This window comes from Halomonas sp. ML-15, assembly GCF_014779595.1.
Lineage (GTDB): Bacteria > Pseudomonadota > Gammaproteobacteria > Pseudomonadales > Halomonadaceae > Franzmannia.
Window position 1 is genome coordinate 327,616 of sequence record NZ_JACXZT010000001.1, and the last position, 24,730, is coordinate 352,345.

20 protein-coding genes are annotated in these 24,730 nt (G+C 59.6%); 6 read left to right on the top strand and 14 right to left on the bottom strand.

Features of this window, described 5'->3' with window-relative positions; translation table 11 throughout:
* Positions 1 to 301: 301 nt before the first annotated feature.
* The 8 genes from IEI94_RS01525 to IEI94_RS01560 all read right to left on the bottom strand — a co-directional run bounded on the left by IEI94_RS01525 (position 302) and on the right by IEI94_RS01560 (position 9,233).
* Positions 302 to 1,468 carry an alpha-hydroxy acid oxidase gene (locus tag IEI94_RS01525; RefSeq protein WP_318153338.1) on the bottom strand — a complete coding sequence of 389 codons (1,167 nt, stop codon included), beginning with the start codon at positions 1,466 to 1,468 and terminating at the stop codon, positions 302 to 304.
* Complete coding sequence (locus IEI94_RS01530) at positions 1,465 to 2,463, bottom strand: 2-hydroxyacid dehydrogenase (protein WP_191164865.1); 999 nt, start codon at positions 2,461 to 2,463, stop codon at positions 1,465 to 1,467. The genes IEI94_RS01525 and IEI94_RS01530 overlap by 4 nt, the downstream gene beginning before the upstream one ends.
* Before the next feature lie 29 nt (positions 2,464 to 2,492).
* Positions 2,493 to 4,049, bottom strand: coding sequence for a UxaA family hydrolase (locus IEI94_RS01535; RefSeq protein ID WP_191164866.1), 1,557 nt, complete (start codon positions 4,047 to 4,049; stop codon positions 2,493 to 2,495).
* A gap of 75 nt (positions 4,050 to 4,124) precedes the next feature.
* Positions 4,125 to 5,045, bottom strand: a complete 921-nt coding sequence (locus IEI94_RS01540) for a dihydrodipicolinate synthase family protein (RefSeq protein WP_191164867.1) — start codon at positions 5,043 to 5,045, stop codon at positions 4,125 to 4,127.
* A 22-nt stretch (positions 5,046 to 5,067) separates the two neighbouring features.
* Positions 5,068 to 6,189 (bottom strand): mandelate racemase/muconate lactonizing enzyme family protein, encoded by a 1,122-nt coding sequence (locus IEI94_RS01545; RefSeq protein ID WP_191164868.1) that lies wholly within the window; start codon positions 6,187 to 6,189, stop codon positions 5,068 to 5,070.
* Positions 6,190 to 6,222: 33 nt separating this feature from the next.
* The gene (locus IEI94_RS01550; protein ID WP_191164869.1) at positions 6,223 to 7,725 is read right to left on the bottom strand and encodes a tripartite tricarboxylate transporter permease; all 1,503 of its coding nucleotides are present in this window, start codon (positions 7,723 to 7,725) and stop codon (positions 6,223 to 6,225) included.
* A 26-nt stretch (positions 7,726 to 7,751) separates the two neighbouring features.
* On the bottom strand, positions 7,752 to 8,231 hold the full coding sequence (locus IEI94_RS01555) for a tripartite tricarboxylate transporter TctB family protein (RefSeq protein WP_191164870.1): 480 nt from the start codon (positions 8,229 to 8,231) through the stop codon (positions 7,752 to 7,754).
* A gap of 30 nt (positions 8,232 to 8,261) precedes the next feature.
* On the bottom strand, positions 8,262 to 9,233 hold the full coding sequence (locus IEI94_RS01560) for a tripartite tricarboxylate transporter substrate binding protein (protein ID WP_224749861.1): 972 nt from the start codon (positions 9,231 to 9,233) through the stop codon (positions 8,262 to 8,264).
* 165 nt (positions 9,234 to 9,398) lie between these two features.
* Here IEI94_RS01560 and IEI94_RS01565 point away from each other — a divergent pair, with 165 nt between their 5' ends.
* On the top strand, positions 9,399 to 11,132 hold the full coding sequence (locus IEI94_RS01565; protein WP_318153339.1) for an IlvD/Edd family dehydratase: 1,734 nt from the start codon (positions 9,399 to 9,401) through the stop codon (positions 11,130 to 11,132).
* Positions 11,133 to 11,238: 106 nt separating this feature from the next.
* Entirely contained in the window at positions 11,239 to 11,916 is a 678-nt protein-coding gene (locus tag IEI94_RS01570; protein ID WP_191164871.1) for a GntR family transcriptional regulator, read from the top strand.
* 135 nt (positions 11,917 to 12,051) lie between these two features.
* Here the strand turns inward: IEI94_RS01570 and IEI94_RS01575 are convergent, their stop codons facing one another.
* Positions 12,052 to 13,914, bottom strand: a complete 1,863-nt coding sequence (locus tag IEI94_RS01575; RefSeq protein ID WP_191164872.1) for a diguanylate cyclase — start codon at positions 13,912 to 13,914, stop codon at positions 12,052 to 12,054.
* A 107-nt stretch (positions 13,915 to 14,021) separates the two neighbouring features.
* The gene (locus IEI94_RS01580; protein WP_191164874.1) at positions 14,022 to 14,933 is read right to left on the bottom strand and encodes a LysR substrate-binding domain-containing protein; all 912 of its coding nucleotides are present in this window, start codon (positions 14,931 to 14,933) and stop codon (positions 14,022 to 14,024) included.
* A gap of 126 nt (positions 14,934 to 15,059) precedes the next feature.
* Here IEI94_RS01580 and IEI94_RS01585 point away from each other — a divergent pair, with 126 nt between their 5' ends.
* Together IEI94_RS01585 and IEI94_RS01590 are read left to right on the top strand one after the other, a co-directional pair.
* Complete coding sequence (locus tag IEI94_RS01585; RefSeq protein ID WP_191164876.1) at positions 15,060 to 16,319, top strand: M24 family metallopeptidase; 1,260 nt, start codon at positions 15,060 to 15,062, stop codon at positions 16,317 to 16,319.
* 39 nt (positions 16,320 to 16,358) lie between these two features.
* Positions 16,359 to 17,249, top strand: coding sequence for a glycine betaine ABC transporter substrate-binding protein (locus IEI94_RS01590; protein WP_191164877.1), 891 nt, complete (start codon positions 16,359 to 16,361; stop codon positions 17,247 to 17,249).
* Between the two features lie 704 nt (positions 17,250 to 17,953).
* On the opposite strand, the gene IEI94_RS01595 is transcribed toward IEI94_RS01590, so the two are convergent.
* The 3 genes from IEI94_RS01595 to IEI94_RS01605 form a co-directional block, all read right to left on the bottom strand.
* Entirely contained in the window at positions 17,954 to 18,823 is an 870-nt protein-coding gene (locus IEI94_RS01595; protein WP_191164879.1) for a glycine betaine ABC transporter substrate-binding protein, read from the bottom strand.
* Between the two features lie 121 nt (positions 18,824 to 18,944).
* Complete coding sequence (locus tag IEI94_RS01600) at positions 18,945 to 20,192, bottom strand: M24 family metallopeptidase (protein WP_224749862.1); 1,248 nt, start codon at positions 20,190 to 20,192, stop codon at positions 18,945 to 18,947.
* 49 nt (positions 20,193 to 20,241) lie between these two features.
* Entirely contained in the window at positions 20,242 to 21,135 is an 894-nt protein-coding gene (locus IEI94_RS01605; RefSeq protein WP_191164881.1) for a hypothetical protein, read from the bottom strand.
* A gap of 82 nt (positions 21,136 to 21,217) precedes the next feature.
* Here IEI94_RS01605 and IEI94_RS01610 point away from each other — a divergent pair, with 82 nt between their 5' ends.
* A complete protein-coding gene (locus IEI94_RS01610; protein ID WP_224749863.1) occupies positions 21,218 to 22,120 on the top strand; it encodes a LysR substrate-binding domain-containing protein in 903 nt (300 codons plus the stop codon).
* On the opposite strand, the gene IEI94_RS01615 is transcribed toward IEI94_RS01610, so the two are convergent.
* Positions 22,117 to 23,013 (bottom strand): LysR substrate-binding domain-containing protein, encoded by an 897-nt coding sequence (locus IEI94_RS01615; protein ID WP_191164885.1) that lies wholly within the window; start codon positions 23,011 to 23,013, stop codon positions 22,117 to 22,119. The two genes, IEI94_RS01610 and IEI94_RS01615, sit on opposite strands and share 4 nt — an antisense overlap.
* A 189-nt stretch (positions 23,014 to 23,202) precedes the next feature.
* Between IEI94_RS01615 and IEI94_RS01620 the strand changes: the two genes are divergently transcribed.
* Positions 23,203 to 24,729, top strand: coding sequence for an aldehyde dehydrogenase (locus tag IEI94_RS01620; protein WP_224749864.1), 1,527 nt, complete (start codon positions 23,203 to 23,205; stop codon positions 24,727 to 24,729).
* Position 24,730: the final 1 nt, after the last annotated feature.

Below are 24,730 nucleotides of genomic sequence, written 5' to 3' on the forward strand. Positions count from 1 at the left end.
TATAGCAAGTTAACCAAACTTTTTATATTCTAGAATAGCGCTTATCCCTCCATTTTAATGGCTTTATATAATCGAACCAAAAGGTGTTTATCCTGATCCGTAAAAGTGGTTTTTTTACAGAACAGGTACTAGTGCACTATGCGAGCAAAGTTCCGCAGATACCCACGGCCTTATACTAAAGGTCCCTGGAGAGCCCCAGCCAACCCCATCGTTACTGAAGTCACTTCTACATTAGCCTTGGCGCCGCCCCCCCATGTGGGAGCGAATACATTCGCGATACAGCGATACTCGACGCTATAGCCTAAGAAGGGCATTCACCGTTGGCGACCAGGTGTTCCCTGCCAAGCTCTGCGACTCGCGTGACCCCTAGCAGAGCCATATCGCGAGACACTTCCTGCTTGAGTAGCTCGAGGGCATGGGCTACGCCAGCCTCCCCGGCATACGCTGCCGCGTAGTTGATTGGGCGACCGATGAACACGAACGACGCCCCGAGCGCCAGCGCCTTGAGCACGTCTGTGCCCCGCCGAAACCCGCTGTCGACCATCACCGGCATATCGCTCACGGCCTCGACCACCGCCGGCAACGCGAGCAGCGTCGCGACGGTACTATCGAGCTGTCGACCGCCGTGATTCGACACGATGATGCCGTCAACCCCTATTGCCTGAGCCTTGCGGGCATCCTCGGGGTGCAAGATCCCCTTGACGATCAAAAAGCCGGGCCATAGCTCGCGTACCCGCTCGAGTACTTTCCAGTCGAGATGACTCCGTCCCGAGAAGTCCCGGTTCACATCCTTGGCGATCACCGGTATGCCACGAGACGCGTAGTTGTTCTCGAAATGTGGCACCCCGTGATTTAGCAGAGTGCGTAGGAAGGTGCCAAACAGCCAGCGAGGACGTACCAGACCATCCCACGCCAATCGCAGACTTGGCCGGAGCGGAGAGGAAAAACCACACCGCCGGTTGTTGTCGCTGTTGGGTGGTACCGGATAGTCAATCGTGATGACCAGATGCTTGAAGCCACTGCGCCTGACCCGCGCAATCAACGCCTCTATCGCCGGAAGGTCCCCCGGCAGATACGCTTGGAACCAATCCGTTCCGCCAGTTTCCGCCACCTCCTCCATGGGAATCAGCGAGGTGCCGCTCAGAATCATGGGCACCTTGGCTGTGGCGGCGGCGCGAGCCTGTACGATATCGCCACGATAGGCCGAAAGAGCACTGAGGCCCATCGGGGCAATACCAAAAGGGGCGGCATAGCGGCGCCCAAAGAGCTGCGTGCTGACCGAAACATTCGACACGTCGACCAATCCGCGCGGCAAGAAGCTGAAGTCGCCAAAGGCCTGGCGGTTAGCGGTAAAGCTCCCCCCTTCTTCTGCCGCATTCGCCACATAGCCGAACAACGGGCGCGGCAGAAACCGCTGCGCCGCGCGCTCGAAATCCTGAAGGTTATATATGTTGGCTAGACGCTTCACATCTTTTCCTGTGCAGGGATAAAAGAAGCCGCACCGGGATTGACGGCACAGGGAGGGAGCTCTCCTTGCAGCGCCATCGCCAGATTATCGACGGCGAGCTGAGCCATCGCCGCACGGGTTTCATGGGTCGCCGAGCCGATATGCGGCAGCACCACCACCTGCGGCAGCGCTAGAAGCGGCGAGGTACTCGGCAACGGCTCCTGCTCGAAGACATCCAACCCCGCTCCGGCAATCTCGCCCTCTTGAAGCGCCACAATCATGGCCGCCTCATCGACCACCGGGCCCCTGGCAATATTGACGAAGATCGCCGAGCGCTTCATCTGGCGAAAGGCGTCGCTACCGATCAGGTGGCGGGTCGAATCAGTGAGCGGCACGGTGACACACACCACATCGGCGCTCGCCAGCAACTCCTCGAATGAGCAGTGGCGGGCCCCCAGCTCGGCATCGAGAGCCGGCTTTGGCGAGGCATTGCTGTACAAGATGGGCATCCCGAACCCCAGGGCCCCTCGCCTCGCCACGGCAGCACCGATACGCCCCATGCCCACCATGCCAAGCGTTTTGCCATGGACATCGCGCCCGAACTGCGGCTCGTCAACATGGGTCTGCCACTGCCCCTCGCGGACGAACCGATCCAACTCCGGCACACGACGCGCTGTGGCCATGATCAGCGCAAAGCCGGTATCGGCGGTCGTCTCAGTCAAGACGTCAGGCGTGTTGCATAGCAAGATGCCGCGGCGACTCATCTCATCGACGGGAAAGTTGTCATAGCCCACCGAGATCGTGGCCACTACCTCAAGGTTCGGCGCCCCATCCAGCAGCCCCGGCGTCACCGAGAGCTTGCCGCCGATCAGGCCATGCGCCTGGGCCAAGGCATCGTAATACTTCTCTACGTTGTCTTCCCCGAGAGATGGGAAATAATCGACGTGAAACAGCCTCTCAAGCTGCTTCAGATGCTCGGCATGAAGCCGACGCACTGCCACGACTCGCTTTCTCATGGTCCCCTCCTCAGGGCGTAGTGCGCCGCTCAGCTCATGATGCCGATATGCCACGGCACGAATTCATTGTCTCCAAGCCCCAGCAGCTCGCTCTTCGAGCGTTGGCCAGACGCAGTAGCCAGCATCAGCTCGAAAATACGCTGCCCCATGGCCTCCATATCGCAGGTGCCGTCGATGATCTCGCCGCAGTTGATGTCCATATCGTCCGTCAAGCGCTCATACATTGGCGTGTTGGTCGCCAGCTTGAGGGTCGGGGAAGGCTTGGCCCCGAACATCGACCCACGCCCGGTAGTAAAGGCAACCAGATTTGCCCCACCGGCAATCTGGCCGGTAATCGAGACCGGGTCATAGCCCGGGGTATCCATGAAGACCAGCCCCTTGGCGGTGACTGGCTCGGCATAGCGATATACCGCCATCAACGGACCAGTCCCCCCCTTCATGGAGGAGCCCAGCGATTTCTCGAAGATATTGGCCAGGCCCCCCACCTGGTTGCCAGGACTGACCTTGCCATTGATCTGGACATCGCGACCAACGGAGTACTCATCCTTCCACCAGCGCACGCGCTCGACGAGCTTTTCCCCCACCTCGCGACTCGCCGCGCGTCGCGTGAGGGTATGCTCAACGCCGTAGATCTCCGGCGTCTCGGAAAGAATCGCCGTGCCACCGTGGCGTGCCAGAATGTCCACCGCCCGGCCAAGCGCCGGATTGGCCGTGATCGACGAGAAGCCGTCCGAGCCACCGCACTGCAGCGCAACGGTCAAATGGGCGGCAGACACAGGCTGCCGCTCGACGCGATTGGCATCAGGCAACAGCGCCTGGACGGCCTCCACGCACGCGCTGATGGTCTTGGCCGTGCCGCCCATGGCCTGCATGGTAAAGCTCTGGAGGCGCCCCCCTGCATCCAGCCCTTCCTCTTCGAGCAGGCCATTGATCTGATTACGCTCACAGCCCAGTCCGACGATCAGCACGGCGGCAAAGTTCGCGTGCCTGGCATAGCCGGCAATAGTCCGACGCAGCAGCGCCATCGGCTCGCCGGTCATCTCCATCCCACACCCCAGCGAGTGCGGAAAGGCAACCACGCCATCGACATTGGGGAAGTCCGCCAACCGCTCCTCCGTGAACCAGTCGGCCACCTTGCGCGCGACGGTGGCAGAGCAGTTAACGGTCGATAAGATGGCAATATAGTTGCGCGTGGCAACCTGGCCATTGTCACGCACGATACCCTGGAAGGTAGCGACCTCATTAGCGGCCACTGGCGTAACGGGGACATAGCCCTCTGCGTGGCGATAGTCACGATCGAACTCTTCGAACGCCACATTGTGGCTATGCACCATGTCGCCCGCAGAAATGTCACGAGACGCGAAGCCGATCGGCACGCTGTACTTCAGGATCGGCTCCCCCTGAGGAATCATACGGGTTGCCATTTTATATCCCGCAGGAATGGTCGCCCGACTGGTGACGGCTTCCTCCGGAAGCTCCATCCCCAGAGCAACCTCCCGACGAGCGACCACCACATTGTCGTCGGAATGGAGGCGAACGGTGGGCCCGGCAACACGCTTGCCGGTAGTCTCAACTTGCGCTGTCATGTGTGGTGTCTCTTAGGCTGGCGCTCCCCGAACAGGGCCTCGGGGCGGGCAAGGTTGTTAGCGTCTGGTATCCGTTCAGGCCCGATGACCCGGCATCTCGAACCCCAGCTGATCCAGGGCACTGGACAGTGCCTTTTGCTGCTGCGCATCCATCTCGACCAGTGGCGGCCGCAACCGATGCCATGCAGCATCGCCGCCATACAGTGCGGTGGCGGACTTGAGCGCGGGAATCATGGGGAACTGCTCGAATACCCGCCGCAGTTCGGAAAGCCCCGCCTGCTGCTGCTCGGCGCCGGCGTCCTGCCAGCGCGCCGCCAGAGACGCGATGGGGCCCGGGTTGACGTTGGCAGTAGCACTGATGCAGCCCGCCCCTCCAGCCATGAGATTCCTGAGAAGGAAATGCTCACTGCCAGAGTAGACATCGATATCGCCACCCAAGGCCTCGATCAATGCCTGGGTATTGGCCCAGTCGCCGGCACTATCCTTGATGCCGGCAATGGTCTGGGGATACGCCTTCAGCAATCGCTCGATCAGCGACAGGCCAAGGGGCACCTGAGAGACTGGCGGGATGTGGTAAAGGTACACCCTAAGCCGCTCGTCTCCCACGCGCTGAATCACCTCGGAGAAGTAACGAAACAACCCCTCGTCGGAGACGCCCTTGTAATAAAAAGGCGGCAGCATCAGCACACCGGCACAGCCATGATTGACGGCATCCCGCGTCAACTCGACGGTATCGCCAACGGCACAGTGGCCAGTGCCCGGCATCATCCGCTCTGCCGGTATGCCTTCCTCAACGAGGGACTCGAGCAAGGCGCGCTTTTCCGGCACGCTCAACGAGGTAGCTTCGGAATTGGTGCCGAACATGGCCAGGCCAACGTGATTCTCGACCAGCCACCTGCAGTGATTGGCAAAGCGGTCGGCATCTGGCTTGAGGTCAGGGCCGAACGGCGTGATCACCGGCGACCAGACCTGGCCAGAGCGATGCACTTGATTCATGAGGTTCTCCTGGTGAAGTGAATCAGTGCCATTCATCAACAGCAAACTGAGCCAGCGCATCTGCATCGAAGTCGAAGCCCAGACCCGGCGACGTCGGCAGAATGAGCCGGCCCTTTTCACAACGGAGCTGGGTATCGATCAGGCGACGGAAGTTGAGGACCTGGTCATCAGCAAAGTACTCCACGAAAGGCGCATTAGGCGTTGCCGCCACCAGATGGACATGCAGGTCGTGGAACCAGTGGGGAAACACTTCAACGCCATAGCTCGCCGCAGTCGCCGCAATACGGCGGAACTCGGTAATCCCCCCGCACACCGCCGCGTCGGTCTGCAGGATCATGGCTCCCTCCTTGTCCAGCAGCTCCTTGAAACGCCAGCGCCCCGCCTCGATCTCCCCGGTGGCAACCGGCACCGGCGTGCGCTCGGCTAGGCGACGATGATTATCGATATCGTCGGGGCTGAATGGCTCCTCAATCCAGTAGGGATCATAAGGTTCGGCCATGCGCATAAAGGCTAGCGCTGAGGGCAAATCACGCCAGGCGTTGTTGGCATCCATCATCACCAGCACTTCCGGCCCCACGGCCTCTCTGACAGCAGCAAGTCGGGCCTCCTCCTCCGCAAGGCTGTCACGTCCGACTTTCAGTTTCACCGCCTTGAAGCCATTGGCGACATGAGCGCGCATCTCTTCAGCCAGATGGGCTGGCGTCTTGCCTTCCAGGTAATAGCCGCCACTGGCATAAGCCGCCACACTCTCGCTCTTGTCGCCACCCAGCATCTTGTAGAGAGGCAGGTTGGCAGCGCGTGCATTACGGTCCCAAAGCGCAGTGTCAATGATACTGATAGCCCGCATGACAGAGCCGGACCGACCATGAAGCAACGCCTCCTGATACATCTCACGCCATAGACCCTCGACACGGTGGGTATCCTGGCCTATAAGCACCGGCTTGAGCAGATCACGCACCGCCAGTGAGACTAGCCGCCCAGCATTACTGCCGCCATAGCAGAAACCGATGCCTTTATGCCCATCATCGCCTACCACTTCAACCAAGGCATAGTCACGCTTGAGAACTTTTCGATTGGAAAAGCTGGTGGGATTATCCAGGGGCACACTGACCGTCCGTGCTCTTACCTCAACAATGGTCGCCATAATATTTCTATCCTTTTTCGACAATGATATTGGTCAAGCTGTTTTCTTGAACTTGGATATGATCGAACCCAATAGCGGGGTGGACTGAATAATCGAAAATGCTGCAAGTAACAACAGACAGAGCGCGATCGGGCTCTTGACGAATACCATGAAGGTACCACCGCCAATCAGCATCGATTGCTGGAAGCTAGTCTCCATGACGGGTCCAAGAATCAGCCCCACCACCATCGGTGCAGGCGACATGCCCGCCTTGATCATCCAGTACCCAAACAGGCCAAAGCCGAACATAAGACCAACATCAAAGAAGCTATTATTGATCGCGAACGAGCCCACTACGCACAGCACGATGATGGCGCAGGCCACAAAGCCATCGGGCACCTTGGTCACGCTGACGCACAGCCGTGTGAACATCAGGCCAACTGCCAGCAGCGCGAAATTGGCGATGATCACGGCCCAGATCAATGTGTAAGTCACCTCCCCATGCTCGGTCAGCAGGTTAGGTCCCGGAAGGATCCCATGCACCATCAAGGCGCCAAGAAGAATGGCGGTGGATGAACTACCGGGAATCCCCAAGGCAATAGTGGGAATTAACGAGCCGCCCACCACCGAATTGTTGGCCGCTTCGGGGGCTGCCAGGCCGGCCACGTCCCCTTTTCCGAAGCGGCTCTTATCCTTGGCAAATCGCTTGGCCTCATTGTAAGCAAACCAGCTCGCCGTATCTCCCCCGGTACCGGGGATAAGGCCTGTGATAATGCCGATCACTCCTGACCTGAAGATATTCGGCATAAGCATCTTGATATCTTTGATCTTTGGAAGCAGCCGATCGGTAATCTTGTTGGCCACTCGCTTGACGTCCAGGCCGCTTTTCTCTATCAACAGTAGTGCTTGGGGAATAGAGAAGAGGCCGATCAGCGCCACCGTAAAGCTGACGCCGGAGAAAAGATTCATATGCCCGAAGGTCATCCGCGGCGTGCCGGTAATCAGGTCCATGCCGACAGTACTTACCAGCAACCCCAAGCCGCCAGATAGTAGGCCTGACACCACCGAGCCCTGGGAAAGAGAGCCAATGATCGTAATGCCCAGCACGGCAACAGCGAAGAGCTCAATGGGGCCAAACTTCAACACCAGGATCCCAAGCAGTGGCGCAGCCACGAGTAGCGCCACGCCGCTCATCAGGCCGCCACAAAATGACGCAAACAGTGAAATCCCCAACGCCTTGCCGGCCTTGCCCTGCTGGGAGAGCGGGTAGCCATCAAGCACCGTCGCGGCAGCGGCCGGCGTCCCCGGGGTATTCAGCAGGATGGCAGCGATCGACCCACCATAGGACGCACCGACGTACAGCGAGGCCAGCATACTCAGCCCAGCGCCGGGATCCATGCTGAAGGTGATTGGCAGCAACAGTGCCAACGCCATGGTGGCCGAGAGCCCTGGCATGGCACCCACGAACATGCCTAGCAACGTGCCGCCTACGATAAGCAGCAAGTTCCACCATGTCAGAACGTTCAAAATCCCAGCGAGCAACATGCTCGAATCCATGATTCACTCCATTTTCTGTATTGCCGCTAGAAGGAAGGCAGCGCTGGCATGTTTAAGCCAAGGAAATGGAAAAATACCAAGCCAATAACAAGCAACAACGACATAGCGCCGATACTTGCATACTTGATACTTATCCCCCTTACCACAAACAATGAGGCTGCAAGGAACATTGCTGTAGCGATAAAGTAACCTACCACGCTGATTCCATAGACATACAAGAGCGCAAAAGCATAGACCGTAAAAGCCTTGACCACGCCTTCTTTGTTAAATCTCATCTTGCTGTCTACAGCGAATCCATCAGAGGTGCTACCAGAGGTGGAAAGTCGAACTCTAAGCTTAGCAGCGAACACCTCCTGCACAATCAGTGCCAGTGACAACAAACCCACTGTTGTGGAAAATATAAGTGGAATCTGAGCCGCCCTCGTTGGATAGCTTATATTATTGACAAAGAAAACAATCGCCAAAAACACACCGAAGGCACCCAGCGACAGGCGACTCACATTCATATTCTAACCTCCAATATTTTAATTTAAATACTAGGCATCATCTTCAACATTCGCCCAGATCTCAACGAATGTTTCTTCCATGCGCTGCATCATTTCCATATAGTCATCGCCGGTAATGATATCGATATAAAAAGCCCGCTCTTCTGCCAGAGCCAGGAACTCTTCATTGGTACCGAGTTCTTCAAACGCAGCGATCAGTTCATCACGCGCCTGATCAGGAATGCCTGCCGGTGCGCTGTACCCGCGCGAAGAGCCATTCACCACATCGTAGCCAATTTCTCTCAGCGTCGGCGTATCAGGCAGCATGGGCAGCCGCTCTTCCGAGAAAACCGCCAGCGGGCGCAGGCTGTCAGCCTTGATATGACCATAAACGATACCGACATTATTGAAGCTGGCATCAATCTGCCCACCCATTGCGGCTGTCGCAGATGGGCCATCACCGGCAAACGGGACTTTTTCAAATTTCAGCCCGGTTGCATTCTCTACCATGATAGTCGAGAAGTAATCATCCCCACCTACACCTGAGTTACCGATGGTGATGCGACCGGGATTCTCCTCAGCGGCTTGCAACAAATCCTCGATGGTTTGATAGGGGCTGTCCGGATGAACAACAATGACACCCGGGTCGGTCACCACGTTAGCGATCGGGGTCAGTTGATCGATATTGTAATTGATAGCATCATTTATAATATAGTTTGTCATCAGCATCGGCGTGTTGGTAATGCTGATAACAGACCCATCTTTCGGAGACTGATTCCCTAGACGAGTCCAGGCAATCGCCCCTGCGGCGCCGGGAATATATTCATTGACGAAATTTACGCCAAGAATTTCCGTAAGGAATGGCTGAGCAAGCTGTGCAAGGGCGTCACTACCACCGCCTGCCTGAAATCCTTGCAGGACTCTTACTTCATCGGTTACGGAATATTCTGCCATTGCCGACATGGGGATTGCCGCTGACATGGCGAACAGAGAAATGGTAGCTGGCAATAATAACTTTTTCATCAATTCCTACCTTTGTTTATGGTTTTGTCTTAAGGCGCTGCATGATTTTTATTTGGCATGCCCGAGGAAACGTAGTACGTTATTGACAGGATTGTCAATAATCTTGTTAACAATACGACCAAAGTTCAACCAGGGTGCCAGCGGCACAGAGGAAGGAGGTTTCCAGTGAAATCAGACAACTACCCCAAGGGGATGGGCAAGGGGCTGACCAACTATGGCGATGAGGGCTTCTCGCTGTTCCTGCGCAAGGCGTTCATCAAGGGGATGGGGTACACCGATGACGCCCTGTCACGGCCGGTGATCGGCATCGCCAACACCTACAGCGGCTACAATGCCTGCCATGGTAACGTCGAGGCCCTGGTCGACAGCGTGAAACGCGGCGTGATGCTCGCCGGCGGCCTCCCGATCGACTTCCCCACGATCTCGCTGCACGAGTCGTTCTCTCACCCTACCAGCATGTACTTGCGCAACCTGATGGCACTGGACACCGAGGAGATGATCCGGGCTCAACCCATGGATGCCGTGGTCCTGATCGGCGGCTGCGACAAGACAGTACCCGCACAATTGATGGCCGCAGCCAGCGCTGGTGTGCCCGCCATTCAACTCGTGACAGGCCCGATGCTCAGCGGCTCACACCGCGGTACTCGCGTCGGTGCATGTACAGACTGTCGGCGCTTCTGGGCCGCGTACCGTGGGCAAGAAATCGACGATCAGGAAATTGCGGAGGTCAATGACAAGCTGGTTCCCACCGTCGGCACCTGCTCTGTCATGGGCACCGCCAGCACGATGGCGTGTGTTGCCGAAGCCATGGGCATGATGCTGCCCGGCAGTGCCGCTGCCCCGGCAGTCTTCGCCGACCGCCAGCGCATTGCCGAGCAGACCGGGACAGAGGCCGTCAGAATCGCCGTCGAGAAGGTGCTTCCCAGCGACATCATGACCGAAGCCGCGTTTGAAAATGCGCTGCGTGTGCTGCTCGCCCTGGGCGGGTCGACCAATGGCCTGATTCACCTCACCGCCATTGCCGGGCGCCTGGGGATCGATGTCGACCTTGATCAGTTCGACCGAATGAGCCGTGAAACGCCGGTGCTGGTGAACCTCAAGCCATCCGGCGAACACTATATGGAGCACCTGCACCATGCAGGCGGACTGGCAGCCCTGTTGCGCGAGATCAAGCACCTGCTGAACCTGGATGCCCCCACCATCAATGGCAACACGCTGGGCGACAACCTCGCGGCCAGTCCGCATATCCTCAATCAACAGGTAGTGCGCCCACGCGACAACCCCATTTACGCTCAGGGTGGCATGGCAGTGCTGCGTGGCAACCTCGCGCCGCGCGGTGCCATCATCAAGCAATCAGCAGCATCAACGGAGCTGATGCGCCACTCGGGGCGCGCCGTGGTATTCACCGGCCTCGAAGACCTGGCCAATCGCATAGACGACCCGGAACTGGATGTGAACGCCGACGACGTTCTCGTGTTACAGAACATCGGCCCGAAGGGCGCACCAGGCATGCCCGAAGCCGGCTACATTCCCATCCCCAAGAAGCTGGCCGCACAAGGTGTCAAGGACATGGTGCGTATCTCGGATGGCCGCATGAGTGGCACGGCCGGGGGCACCATTATCCTGCACGTCTCTCCCGAGGCCGCCGAACTTGGACCGCTGGCGCTGGTGCGTGATGGTGACCAGATACAGCTGGACGTGTCCGAACGCCGACTGCAACTGCTGGTCGACGAAGAGGAATTAGCCCGTCGTCGCGCCTCGATGTCGCCTCGCGTGGAGCCGAGCAAGGAACGCGGCTACCGAAAGCTATTTCTCGAACAGATTCTGCAGGCGGAGGAAGGTTGTGATTTTGCGTTCTGCCGTCCCGAGATTTCGTCACGGGTGCCACGTCAGCGCTGAATACCCAGGCTGAGGGTATTCTGGTAGCATATCGGTATCCGCATGAAACGGATGCCGATATCGCATCCACACTCACCAAGCGTCAGCCAGGATAGCTGCCTTTGTTATGACACAGCTCAATCGCTCTTCAGACTTTTCTAATTCACCTAATGTAGATGATATTGTCTCTGCCATTGAAGAAGATATCGTACTTGGACGGCTAAACCCGAAAGAACGTCTGGTTGAAGAAGACCTCATTGAAAGGTTTGATTGCAAGCGCCATGTCGTGCGTCAAGCGCTTTTTCAGCTCGACGCTATTGGTCTGGTTGAGCGGATAAAGAATCGCGGCGCCTTCGTTAAAGCCTATACGCCCAAAGAGGTTGAAGACCTCTACGCCATGCGTGAGCTTCTCGAAACCGCCGGGGCTGAGTCGATTCCACTGCCGGCTCCAGCAAGCATGATCGAGGAACTCACCAATATCCAGAACGAGCACCGCGACGCGGTGGAAAAGCATGACTTGCGACGCGTTTTCCGGCTTAACATTGCATTCCATCGCACGTTGTTCTCGGCCACGGGAAATGCATACTTAGTTGAGTGCATCAATGACTTTGCCCAAAAGGCTCATGCCATTCGTTTTATGGCCATCACCGAAGCTGAGAGTCTAGAGCAGGCTTGCGCCGAGCATTTTGCCATGATAGATGCCATTAAACGTCAAGATAGAGAGCTTCTCTGCACGCTATGCCGCGAGCACCTTATTCCCTCCAAGCAGCGCTATCTAAGTATTGCAAAATTCCGTCATAATTAATAAAAATGACGAAGCACCTGTCTACCACTGGGAGCGCGCTCGCCAGGCGACTCAGTCGCCAGTTCGAGAGGGAAGTGGGCTGACACTGTCAGGTGAATGCCGTCACATCACGCACTGTCATATATGGCCCCATAGTCAGGTGGCTTGCCAATGCACCCGATTGCGCCCCTTTTCCTTGGCTTCGTAGAGGTGTTTATCCCCGATACGCATGAGTGAATCGATGTCGTTGCCGTCGCGCCCCCTCTCGGCACACCCCACGCTGACGGTGATCTTCACCACCCTGTCCTTCAGCTTGATCTCGAGATCATAGAGTGCTGAGCGGATTCGCTCAGCGATTTTACCCGCCTGTTCTATATCGGTATCCGGCAGCAAAACCTGGAATTCCTCACCACCCACCCGGGCCAACAGGTCAGTGGGCCTGAGATTCTCTTCCATACTCAGGGCCACTTGCTTGAGCACCTGGTCACCCGCCTGGTGCCCATAGGCGTCGTTGACCGTCTTGAAGTGATCGATATCCAGGCACAGGAGTGAAAGCGGCGTGCCGTTGCGTTGAGCACGGGCGAATTCCAGCCTGGTTTGTCGCATCAACTGGCGCCGATTGGCCGCGCCGGTAAGCCAGTCAGTGGCGGCCTGCTGGGTCAGGCGAGCATTTGCCTTCTGCAGAGCTTCCGTTCGATCGGCCACACGGCGCTCCAGTTCTTCTTCAGAGCGCTTGAGTTCAGTCAGGTCATGTTGCACGCCCACGAAGTGAGTAACCCGGCCATGAGAATCAGATATCGGCGCCAGGCTCAGTTGAATCCACAGCGGCTGGCCGTCGCGTCGGTAGTTGCGCACCAGAGTCTGTACTGGGCGCTTGCAGCGCATGGCGTCGCGGATTTCCTTTACGCCTTCCTGGTCATCATCGCCGTGCTGCAGGAAGCGGCAATTCCGGCCAATGGCCTCGTCGCGCGAATACCCGAACAGGGTTTCGAACGTATCGTTGACCCAGATGATGGGGTCGTCGACGCGACGCGCATCGGTAATCATGACCGCATCGTTGATGGATTCCATCGTGCGTTCGAACAGCCGCAGGCGCGTGCGCTGGGCCTCGATCTCGTCCAGCAAAAGGCCGACGCCAATCCCCACGGTCGCCGTAACCGCGAGAAATTGCTGCAGGGCGAGGATAGCGACTTCCGGGTCCTCGTGGTGTAGCGCCCAGGGCCCATGCACGGTCCAGGCGATGGAAGTGGCGGCAACCAACGCCACCAGTGCCGTCGCACCGGGCACGCCAAAGCGCACAGCTGCCCATAGTACCGGCGGCAGCAACAACACCAGCGAGAGCGGATGACCGCTACCCTCCTCCCCAATCGTTACCATGGGCACGATGCCCATCACGCCCAGCAGGAGAAGCACCGCCCCCAGCTCGAGCAGACGCTTGCGGGTCCAGGTCTGAAGTAATCCCTGGTACTGGTGGGCGAAGATGACCAGCAGCGGCGTCAGCAGAACGAGCCCCAGGGCATCGCCAAACCACCACATTTGCCAGCGGGCAAGATACTCGCCCCCCTCTCCGGCCAGCACGCGATACATCCCGGCTCCGAATAGCGCAGCGGACCCAGCCGCCAACAGCGGGCCGAACAGCACGAAATAGCCTCCGCGGGAGAGGCTATCAAAATTGAAACGGGGACCGGTGAACCAGCGGATCAGCGAGGCCGCGAGGAAGACCTCGAACAGGTTGATCAAACCGAAGGATACAGCCGCCCACAGCGGAAAGGAGGGGATATCTGCTATGATCTCTGCGGCCAACACCGCCGGAACAATCCACGCCCAGCGGTGCACGGGCAGGAGTAACAGTGCCGCCAGTGCCACAGCATTGGGGGGCCAGATGATGGCCTTGCCGTCGGGCGAGATGGTCTGGGTCACACCCAACCAGGCCCCGGCGTAATAGCCCAGCCCGACCAGAACCATGATGGAAAGGCCAATCAGCCATTCTGGTCGCGGTGTTTGGGGTTTCGTGTGCATGGATTTTCTTCTCGGATACCCGGTCATAGTGCCAGATGAAGTGATATAGAAGCGGTGGTGGATGCGTTACTCGGGATCGAATACACCGCCTGTGGGTACATTACTCATTACTTCACCCACGACCGCAGCCAATCCGCCAATTGGCGAGCCTCGCGATTCGCCTTACTGTCATGACGCAGTGCCAGCCAGTAATGGCATCCAGTCGTCACCTGGAAACTCCCGAGCCGTTCCAGAGCGCCATCCGCGAGACGTGCATCGATCTGGTGCCGGGTGCCCAATGCCACGCCATGCCCCTGCTCCGCCGCATCGAGCAGCAGCGAATAGCTGTTGAAAACACTCTCCGGGGCCAGATTCAGCGCCTCGACCCCCAGGGCACTGAACCAGCGCTCCCAGTTCACCCAATTGGGCTCGATTCGCTCGAAGTCCAGCAATCGGTGGTCAAGCAATGCCTTGGCTGTATCCAAGTCCCGCCCATGCTGGTCTAGATAGTGGGGAGCGGCAACAGGGAATAGACACTCCTCGAACAAGGGCTCCATTTGCCACCCTGGACGCGGCGGGGTGTCGTAGAGCAGGGCGATGTCGATGTCATCGGCGATAAGATCTGCACTACGGTCGCTGGTCACCATTCGCAAGTGGAGCGCTTCATCCCGAAAGTGGCGACGGAAAGCGTGTATGGCTGGACTTAGCCAGAGATGTGACATGGCCGTGTTAGCGGAAAGGCTCACGCCGAGTGACTGCTGAGGCAAGGTTGCCTCCTCCACAGCATCCACCAGGTAGCTCAATGCCGCATTGACCCGTTCCTTGAGCAATTCCCCCGGGCGGGTGAGTGTCACGCCGCGTCCCTGCCGACGGAACAGCGGTGTCTCCAGGTAAGCCTCCAGGTGCCGAACTTGCTGACTGACCGCCGCTTGAGAGACGTGGAGCTCCCGCGCTGCCCGCGAGAAGTTCTGCTCCCGCGCTGCTGCCTCAAAGACCATCAAGGCGTATAGCGGTGGTAGCCGATGGCGAAAGCTTTTCATAAGTTTTTCTTACTGGTTTCCATAATAAGAGAGACCATACACTTCATCGCTCCAAGGATATAGGGTTACTGGCCATACGTTATAGAAAGCTTAGCTTATCAACAGCGACGTCCATATAGAGGTGTCATGGCCAACTTTGACTGGCATGCCGAGCGCAGCAACCGCCAGCCCCTCGACCTTGTCGGCACAAGCGAGATGGATGGCGAGATCGACCTGGTGGCCGTGCGCGGCTATCGCCTAGGCCGGGTGCGCGCGATGATGCAACAGATGGATATCGGCGCTCTGATTCTCTCGGACCCCGTCAATATCCGCTATGCCACCGGAGCAAGGAACATGCAGGTGTTCAGCGCCCGTAACACACCCTCGAGATACTGCCTGGTGACCCAGCATCGCGTAACCCTTTTCGAATTCACCGGATGCGAGCATCTCGCTCGCGGGTTGGAAACCATCGACGAGGTACTACCGGCAATGACTGCGAGCTTCGTCGCCGCAGGTCCTGACATCGCCCAACGAGAAAAAGCCTGGGCCAGGGAAATGAAATCCCTCATCGACGCAGAGGCCGGGCCAGGCGTGCGAGTCGGCATGGAGCGCATGAACGCCGGCAGCGCCATAGCACTGTCTGAACTTGGGGTAAGCCTGGTCGATGCTCAACATCCCGTGGAGTTGGCGCGCTGTATCAAGTCAGCGGAAGAGATAAAGTGCGCGATCGCCTCTCTACGCGCCACCGAAGCGGGCGTGGCTGCTCTGCGTGAGGCCATACGACCCGGCATTACCGAGAACGCGCTGTGGTCGGTACTCCATCAAGCAATAATCGAGCGCGATGGCGACTACTGTGAAACGCGCCTGCTCAACTCCGGCCAGCGGACCAATCCGTGGTTTCAGGAAACCGGCCGCAAGTCCCTGCAACCCAATGAGCTGGTCGCCCTGGATACCGATGTGGTCGGCTGCCACGGCTACTACTCGGATTTCTCGCGTACCTTCCACGTTGGCCCTGATCAGCCCAGCGAGGAGCAACGGGCGCTCTATCGCCTCGCCAACGAACAAGTCCAGCACAACATCTCCATCATCAAGCCCGGGATGAGTTTTCGCGACTATGCCGAGCGCGCCTGGGATATCCCCTCCCGCTACCACAAGAACCGCTACTACCTCTCGGCGCACGGGGTCGGCATGACCGGCGAGTACCCTTACCTCTATCACATCCATGACTTTCCCGATGCAGGTTATGACGGCGAGATACAGCCGGGCATGACCCTCTGCGTGGAAAGCTACATCGGGGCCGACGGTGGCCAAGAAGGCGTCAAGTTGGAAGAACAGCTGTTGGTCACCGAGACAGGAACGCGACTGCTGTCACGCTTTCCCTTAGAGGAAATGCTGCTGGCCCCGTGAAGCCCAAGACTTCATTGCAACCACACCGAAGGAGACAAGATGACAACTACCCGTCACCTTCCTCTTATGACCGCTGCGGGCCTGGTACTGGCCGGCACAGCACTCAACACTACCCAGGCCGATACACGAGAGATCACCATCGGCAAGAACAACTGGGCCGAGAACGTCGCCGTTGCCAACATGTGGAAACTGGTGCTCGAGGAAGAGCATGGCTATGAAGTGGACCTCACAGAAGCCGGCAAGAGCGTGATCTACAGCGGTTTGGCGAATGAAGATTTCGATATCTCCCTGGAGATCTGGCTGCCAGTCACTGATGCCAACTTCCTGGAGCCGTATGAAGACCGAATCGATGTACACGGCGGTTGGTACGACGGAACCGGACTGGGTCTAGTCGTGCCCAGCTATGCAGAAATCGACAGTATTCCTGAGCTCGTCGATCAAGCAGACAGTTTTCATTACCAGGGCCAGCCCGCCATTCTGGGCATCGACTCCGGCTCTGCCATCGCCGGTCTGACCGACGATGCTATCGATGCCTACGATCTGCCACAGACCCAGATCAACAGCTCCGACCCGGCCATGATGGCTGCCTTGGATGATGCCATTTCACGCACTGAGAACATCGTCGTGACGCTGTGGAGCCCTCACTGGGCTTTCGCGGAGTACGATCTCAAGTATCTGGAGGATCCTCAGAACATCTTCGGCGACAGCGAGACCATCTACTGGTTCTCGCGCAAGGACTTTGCCAGTGACGACCCCTGGCTGACCGCGGTGCTTGATGCCTGGCAGATGGACGATGACAGTCTTGGCAGCCTGATGGCAGAGATCGAAGAGCGCGGTGATCCGGTCGCCGGTGCCCGCCACTGGATAGAAGAGAACCGCGACCTCGTCGACGAGTGGATCGAAGCGGGTGACGCCGCGATCGAAGGCTGATCGTGAAGCGCCGCCCCTAGTGTGGGAGCGGTTTCAACCGCGATTGCAGTGCGCAGCGCTGCCAGGCCAGCCACCCCATCGCGAATAAATTCGCTCCTACATTTTCCGGGGGCGCCGAGCCCAGTGTGGGAGCGGTTTCAACCGCGATTGCAGTGCGCAGCGCTGCCAGGCTAGCCACCCCCATCGCGAATAAATTCGCTCCTACATTTTCCGGGGGCGCCGAGCCCAGTGTGGGAGCGGTTTCAACCGCGATTGCAGTGCGCAGCACTGCCAGGCTAGCCACCCCATCGCGAATAAATTCGCTCCTACATTTACCAGGGACGCCGCCCCTAGTGTGGGAGCGGTTTCAACCGCGATTGCAGCGCGCAGCGCTGCCAGGCTAGCCGCCCCCATCGCGAATAAATTCGCTCCTACATTTACCAGGGACGCCGCCCCTAGTGTGGGAGCGGTTTCAACCGCGATTGCAGCGCGCAGCGCTGCCAGGCTAGCCGCCCCCATCGCGAATAAATTCGCTCCTACATTTACCAGGGGGGGCCGCCCCCAGTGTGGGAGCGGTTTCAACCGCGATGCAGCGCGCAGCGCTGCTGGGTAGGTCAAACCCATCGCGAATAAATTCGCTCCTACATTTGCCTTGGCGCCATACCCACTGTGGGAGCGACTTCAGTCGCGATGCAAGCAGAATGCCGTGTCCAGATACCTCCAAGTCAACCTGCCTCGGCATCCACGTCCAACCACTCGTCGACCATGCCCCGGTGGTTATCGATCCACTGCTGAGCACCTTCGACGGGGTCGCCAAGCTCCTCGATGACAGCCATCAGGCCTCCCAGGCTGTCATCGTCCATGTACCAACCATTCAGCACCTCGGTCAGCCAGGGATCCTCGCTGGCAAAGTCGCTACGCGAGAACCAGTAGATGGTCTCATCTTCGCCGAAGATGCCCTGAGGGTCCTCGAGATATTTGAGGTCATACTCGGCAAAGGCCCAGTGAGGACTCCACAGGGTCACGACCATGGTTTCTTCATTCTCATAGGCGGCGCCGAACGCTGCCATCATCGCAGCCTCGGAACTGTTGACCTGCGTTAGCGGCAGTTCATACGCCTCGATGGCGTCGTCGGTGAGGCCAGCTATTGCGGAGCCACTGTCGATGCCAAGGATCGCCGGGCGGCCTTGATAATCGAACTCGTCTGCGCGCTCAGTGAGTTGCGGAATGGTATCGATGTCGACATAGCTGGGCACGACCAAGCCCAGGCCAGTGCCATCGTACCAGGCATCATGCACCTCTAGCTGCTCCTCGAAGGGATCGAGAAATGGCTGGTCGGTGATCGGCAACCAGATCTCCAAGGAGATGTCTATATCGCCTTGGGCCATGGCCGCATAGAGCGCATTCTTGCTGACATTGGAGAGCTCTATATCGTAGCCGTACTCCTCCTCTAGCAAGATCTTCCACATATTGGCAACGGCAATGTTCTCGGCCCAGTTGTTGGTGCCGATGACGATGCTCTTTTCGTCTGCGATAAGGGCCTGACTCGTTGGGATCAAAGCGAAGGCCAGTAGTGCGGATGAAACTTTTTTCATCTAATTATCTCCGTTATTGGGTTATTTTTCAGTTTTAGATACTAACAAGGTAATCGCCATCCCCCTCCCATGGATTAAGAATGCCTGCCATGAGAAAAGGGAATAGCGCGATTGCTTACGCCTAGCCAATCAGTCTGGGATCGAAGGGATAATCCGACAGTAGCTCGACGCGGCCGTCATCTCGCACGTACAGCTGCTCCTCGAGCTTGACGCCCTCGCCCCCGTCCTCATGGCCGATGAAGCTTTCCACGCAGAGCGTCATACCCGGTTCAATGACACCGTCATAACCCTTGTCGTCGATATCCTCACGGTGAACGATGTAGGGGTATTCACCGTTCATGCCCACCCCATGCGCCAGGGCAAAATAACGCCGCGACCGATAGGCGGACGGGATGCGCCAGGCGCGTTCGGCGTACTCCTTGAAGGTGACACCGGGCTTGAGGTTATCCATGTTGGTGCGGATCTGCTCATAGGCCAGCTGGTAAAGGTCGCGCTGGGACGCGCTGGCCCTGCCATCACCGCACAGGAAGGTGCGGGAGAAGTCAGCGTAGTAGCCGTACCGGCCCACCACGTCGGTATCCAGGGCCACCAACTCGCCGTCGCGGATGAGACGCTCAGAGCACTCCTGGAACCACGGGTTGGTGCGCGGACCAGAGTTCATCAGCCGCGTCTCCACGAAGTCGGCATCGGTCGCGATGATGTGCTCATGCAGTTTGGCCCAGACGGCGTTCTCGCTGACGCCCGGCGCAATGGCCGCCTCCAGCTTGCGCACGCCGTCCTCTACGGCACGTAGCGATGAACGGACCATCTTGATCTCGTTGGGCACCTTGTAGGCGCGCGCCTGTTCCAGGGGCTCCTGGGCGTCCAGAACCTGGTAGCCACGGCGCTGTAACTCGAAAGCCGCCTGCGGCGTGGCGCTCTCGATCGCGATGCGCTCTCCTCCTCCACACTGGCGTGCCAGATCGGCTATTTCGTCGGCCCAGGCGCGGGTTACCGCCTCGGTGTTCTTCTCGTTGAAGTAGTAGGAAATCGCCTTCGCTGGCCGGATCTCATCCACGGTGGGCAAATGACTGGCCAAGTGCTCACAGCCGGAGAACTCGAACAGTACCACTGGCCCTTCAGCGGGCACGAAGGCATAGCGTGCCGGATTGCGCGAGCTGTAGACCTGCATGTTCCGCGAGCCGGTGGCGTAGCGCACATGGGCAGGGTCGAAAAGCACCGCAGCGGTGATGTCGCGCTTGGCCAGCTCGGCGCGCACCCGCCCGAGCCGATCCAGCAGGATGCGCGGGATCTCGTCGGCGGAAGGCTCGCATGCCGCCGGATCATGAGTGGGCGGCAGAATGTTCATGGCCGCTAGGTCCATCTTCATGGGGGACTCCATAATGCAAAGGTCGAAAAACCGGTGGTATGGGGCAGGCTCAGTCGATCAGGCCATCGGCACGTGTCTCGCGCCGTTCTTCGGCCAGCATGTGCTGCTCCGAGACGCGACCGTAGAGCTGTCGGGTACGCTCCAGTCGACCCACTACGTCGGGTGCCTTCGAATAGGCAAAAATCGCTGTCAGGCGCGGCGTGTCGCCCTCCACGCGGGTCACCCGATGCAGGCTGAAACGCCCCTTGAACAGCTGCAGATCGCCCGGGCGCAGGTCCAGCCACTGGACGCGCTGCGACTGCTCGCCGCGAATCACCGCGCCAACGTCGTCGTAATTCTCATCCTGGGGGTTACGGATGTTGGGGCAGTACTCGAACACCCCGCCATGCTCGGGCTGCTGGGTCATCATGGTGACGATGAACTCGTTGGTATCGTAATGCCACGGCTGCTCGGTGCCGTCCGGGATTACGTTGAGTACCAGCCCGGCGTAGGGGTCGGCATACTCGTAAATGTGTGACTCGCCCAGGCAGCGCTGTACCAACGACTTCATGGCGCGGGAGACATAGAGCCGATGGATCAGGGTGTCGGCGGTGATCATGTCGCGGGTCACGAAGCCGCTGGTCCGGGTCATGAACAGCCGCCGGGGATCCTGCTCGGGCAGCTCCGGGTCGTCGGCGGTGAAGTAGGCATTGACCTCGCGGGTGTTGTAGAAGCTTGTCTCGGCCATCCGCGCGCTCTCGCTTCGAATGCGCTCGAGGCGGTCCTCGCGGAGGAAACCACGCAAGACGACGCAGCCCTCGCGATCGAGGTGGGCACGGGCCGTCTCAATCGTCTCGAGCAGCTCGGGGTCATCTGGCCGATGCAACGGGTATCGGTCGGTATCGACGATATCGGAAAGATCCAGCGCCTCGGCGTTGGCCAGGCCATGGTCGGTAGCACTCATCGGTAGCCTCCTGGGGTATCGGTTGCCCTTGTCGAGACTTATGCTGGACGCCCCACATCGATTAGAAAAACGAGTCATTCCGATGGATTCAATCGGCAATTCCGATCAATCACGTCTACCCGCCCTCGACAGCGATCTGCTGCTCGCCTTCGTCACCGTGGCAGATGGTGGTGGCTTCACGACGGCCGCGCGCTACCTTCACAAAACCCAGTCGACCATCAGCTTGCGAGTCCGCACCCTCGAGGATCGCCTCGGCACGCGGTTGCTGAACCGCACCAGTCGTCGCCTGTCGCTGACAGCGGACGGCCAGACCTTCCTGGTTTACGCAAGGCGCCTACTGCAGCTTCAGCGCGAGGCCCTGGGAGCGCTAAGCGTTTCTAGCGAACCGATAACCCTGCGCTTCGGCTTGCCCGAGGACTACGCCGATACCTGGCTGCCTGCGCTCCTCGAGCGCTTCTCGGCGGTGCATCCGGAAGTGCGGGTGCATATCCACTGCCGCATGTCCACCGAGCTGCTCGAGCAGCTCGATGACGGTTCGTTGGACCTGGTGCTGGCAGTCCGCCACGCCGCCAACAGCGGCGGCGAGGTGGTCGGTAAGGCATCAGTGGTGTGGGCAGCGCATCGTAACTTCCACTACGACCCGGGAAGCCCGCTGCCGCTGGCGCTATTTCCCGAACAATGCATCTACCGACGTCGTGCGCTGCAGGCACTCACCGAACAAGGGCTGGCCTGGCAGGTCGACTCGACCAGCCAGAGCCCCAGCGGCCTGCGCGTGATCGTCGATCAGGCCCGGGCCGTGACGCTCAGCGAGCGGCGCATGCTTCCGCCACACTGGCGAATGCTCGGCGAGGCCGAGGGGCTACCCTCGCTCCCCCCCGCCGAGCTGGAGATTCACCGCTCGCCCAGCCTGACGCATCCGGCCTTCGAGGCCTTCGTTAACCGGTTGCGAGAGGTAATAGCGGAAGCGCTACCCACACAGCACTAAGCACCGTCGCTGTTCACAGCGCCATACAACCAGTCGCGCAACAGCGTCAGGGCCGGCTCGTCGCCCTGACCCGGTCGCGTGGTGAACCAGTAGGATTGATGCCCCGGCATCGCCGCCGCCAGCGGCTGAACCAGCGCCCCGGTGTCCAGCTCACGGGCGACCATGGCGCGGTCGGCAATGGTGATGCCCAACCCCTCCAGCGCTGCGCGGATTGCCAAGTCGAGCATGTCGAATTCCAGCCCACCCTCGGTATCGACGCCTTCAATCCCCGCCGTATCCAGCCAGTGCCGCCAGGTAGGGAAGCGATCCTCGGGGGTGCGCATCACGTGCAGCAGTGGGTGTTCGTTCAGGTCCAGCGGTCGTCCATCACGCAGCAGGCGAGGCGAGCAAACCGCGATATGGTTCTCCTGCATCAGAAAGTGCGGTTCGACGTCGGTCCAGTCGCCGTCGCCGAAGCGAATGGCGGCATCCAGGGCACTATCGGCAGACAGGTCGTCGACCTCACGGGTCGTCAAGGTCAACGACAGGGTGGGATAGCGCCGCCGCAGATCGTCCAGACGCGGCACCAGCCAGCGGCTGGCCAGGGTCGGCGGTACGTTGAGACGCAAGCGAGTGAGGTCCGTCGGTGAGGCGAGATCGCGCACCGTCAGGGCGATGCGGTCGAAGGAGGTGCTCAAAGCCGGCAGCAGGCGGCGCCCTGCTTCTGTCAGCCGCAGCTGCCCCGGTCGCCGTTCGAACAGGGTGACGCCCAGCTGCTCCTCCAGATGGCGCACTTGGCGGCTGATCGCACTCTGAGTCACGTGCAGCCGCTGCGCCGCCTGGGTGAAGTTCTGGCACTGCGCGGCGGCCTCGAAAGCCTTGAGGGCGTTGAGCGGAGGCAGGTAACGACTCATGGGCGATGGCCCCTCATGCGGTTTTGTCGGGGTTTTTGTCGAAAAATGGTGCCTAGGGGCCTGGATTGCTCCGGCACACCATGCGTTTTACTCATGCCCAGCGTACCAAATCCTCGTTTGTCGCCCCATCCAACGCTGCCCAGACTAGCCATCGAGATCCCCATCCTTCAGCTTTGGAAACCGATCATCATGGCCGACGACACCGCGATACTCACGCCCCGAACACGCGACCTGACGGGTTGGCGCGAGCTAGCCGCGCGGCTGCCGCTGCCCCGCCACGCCTATCTGGATGGCAACTGGTGCGACGCCGCCTCCAGCCGCACCTTCACCGCTCACAACCCGGCCACCGGCCAGCCACTGGTCGAGGTAGCCGCATGTGACACCACCGATGTCGACCGGGCAGTGGCAATCGCTCGCCGCACCTTCAACGACGGCGAATGGCGCGACCTGCCGCCCACCGAGCGCAAGTCACGTATGCTCGCCTGGGCCGATGCCATCACCGCCCACGCCGACGAGATCGCCCTGCTCGAGACCCTGGAGACCGGCAAACCGATCAGCCAGACCACCAGCGTGGATGTGCCGGGCCTGGTCGGCGGACTGCGCTGGTACGCCGAGGCCCTCGACAAGCTATACGGCGAAACCGCGCCCAACGGCGCGTCCAGTGTCTGCCTCATCGAGCGCGAGCCGGTCGGTGTGGTTGCTGCGGTAGTGCCTTGGAACTATCCCCTGATCATCGCCGGCTGGAAGCTCGGCCCAGCGCTTGGCGCCGGCAACTCGGTGATTCTCAAACCCGCTGAACAGTCGACGCTGGCCACCCTGCGCGTCGCCGCCCTGGCGCGTGACGCTGGCATCCCCAGCGGCGCCCTTCAAGTGATCACCGGCCTGGGGCACCAAGCCGGCCAGGCGCTGGGGCTGCACGATGATGTCGACGCCGTCGGCTTTACCGGTTCTACCGAGGTCGGTAAAAAATTCCTGGCGTATTCGGCACGCTCCAACATGAAGCGCATCGGCCTGGAGTGTGGCGGCAAGAGCCCGCATATCGTCACCCGCGACGTCGATGACCTAGACAGTATCGCCATGTATGTCGCCTACGGCGTCTGGTACAACCAGGGCGAGACCTGCCACGCCGGCACACGGCTGATCGTCGACCGCAGCATCAAGGATGCGCTGCTGGCCAAGGTGCGCCAGTGGGCCGACAAGCTGCAGCCGGGAGACCCTCTCGATCCCGACACCCAGATGGGCGCCATGATCGAGCCCGAGCACGCCGACAAGGTCATGGGCTACCTCCAGCAGGGCCGCGATGAAGGCGCCCGGCTGCTGTTCGGCGGCGAGCGCGTGCGCCAGGAGAGCGGCGGCGACTTCATTACCCCAGCGATCTTCGACGACGTGACCAACGACATGCGCATCGCCCGCGAGGAGATCTTCGGGCCGGTGCTGGTGGTGATCAGCGTCGATGACCTCGACGAGGCCCTAGCCGTCGCCAACGACACCGTCTATGGCCTTGGCGCAGCAGTCTGGACCAATCGTATGAGCGACGGTCACCGCGCCGCCCGCGCTCTGCGCGCAGGTACCGTCTGGGTCAACTGCTACGACCACACCTCCATCAACGCCCCCTTCGGCGGTTTCAAGCAGTCCGGACAGGGCCGCGACAAATCGCTGCACGCCTTCGACAAGTACACCGAACTCAAGACCACCTGGATCGAGCTGGATACCTGAC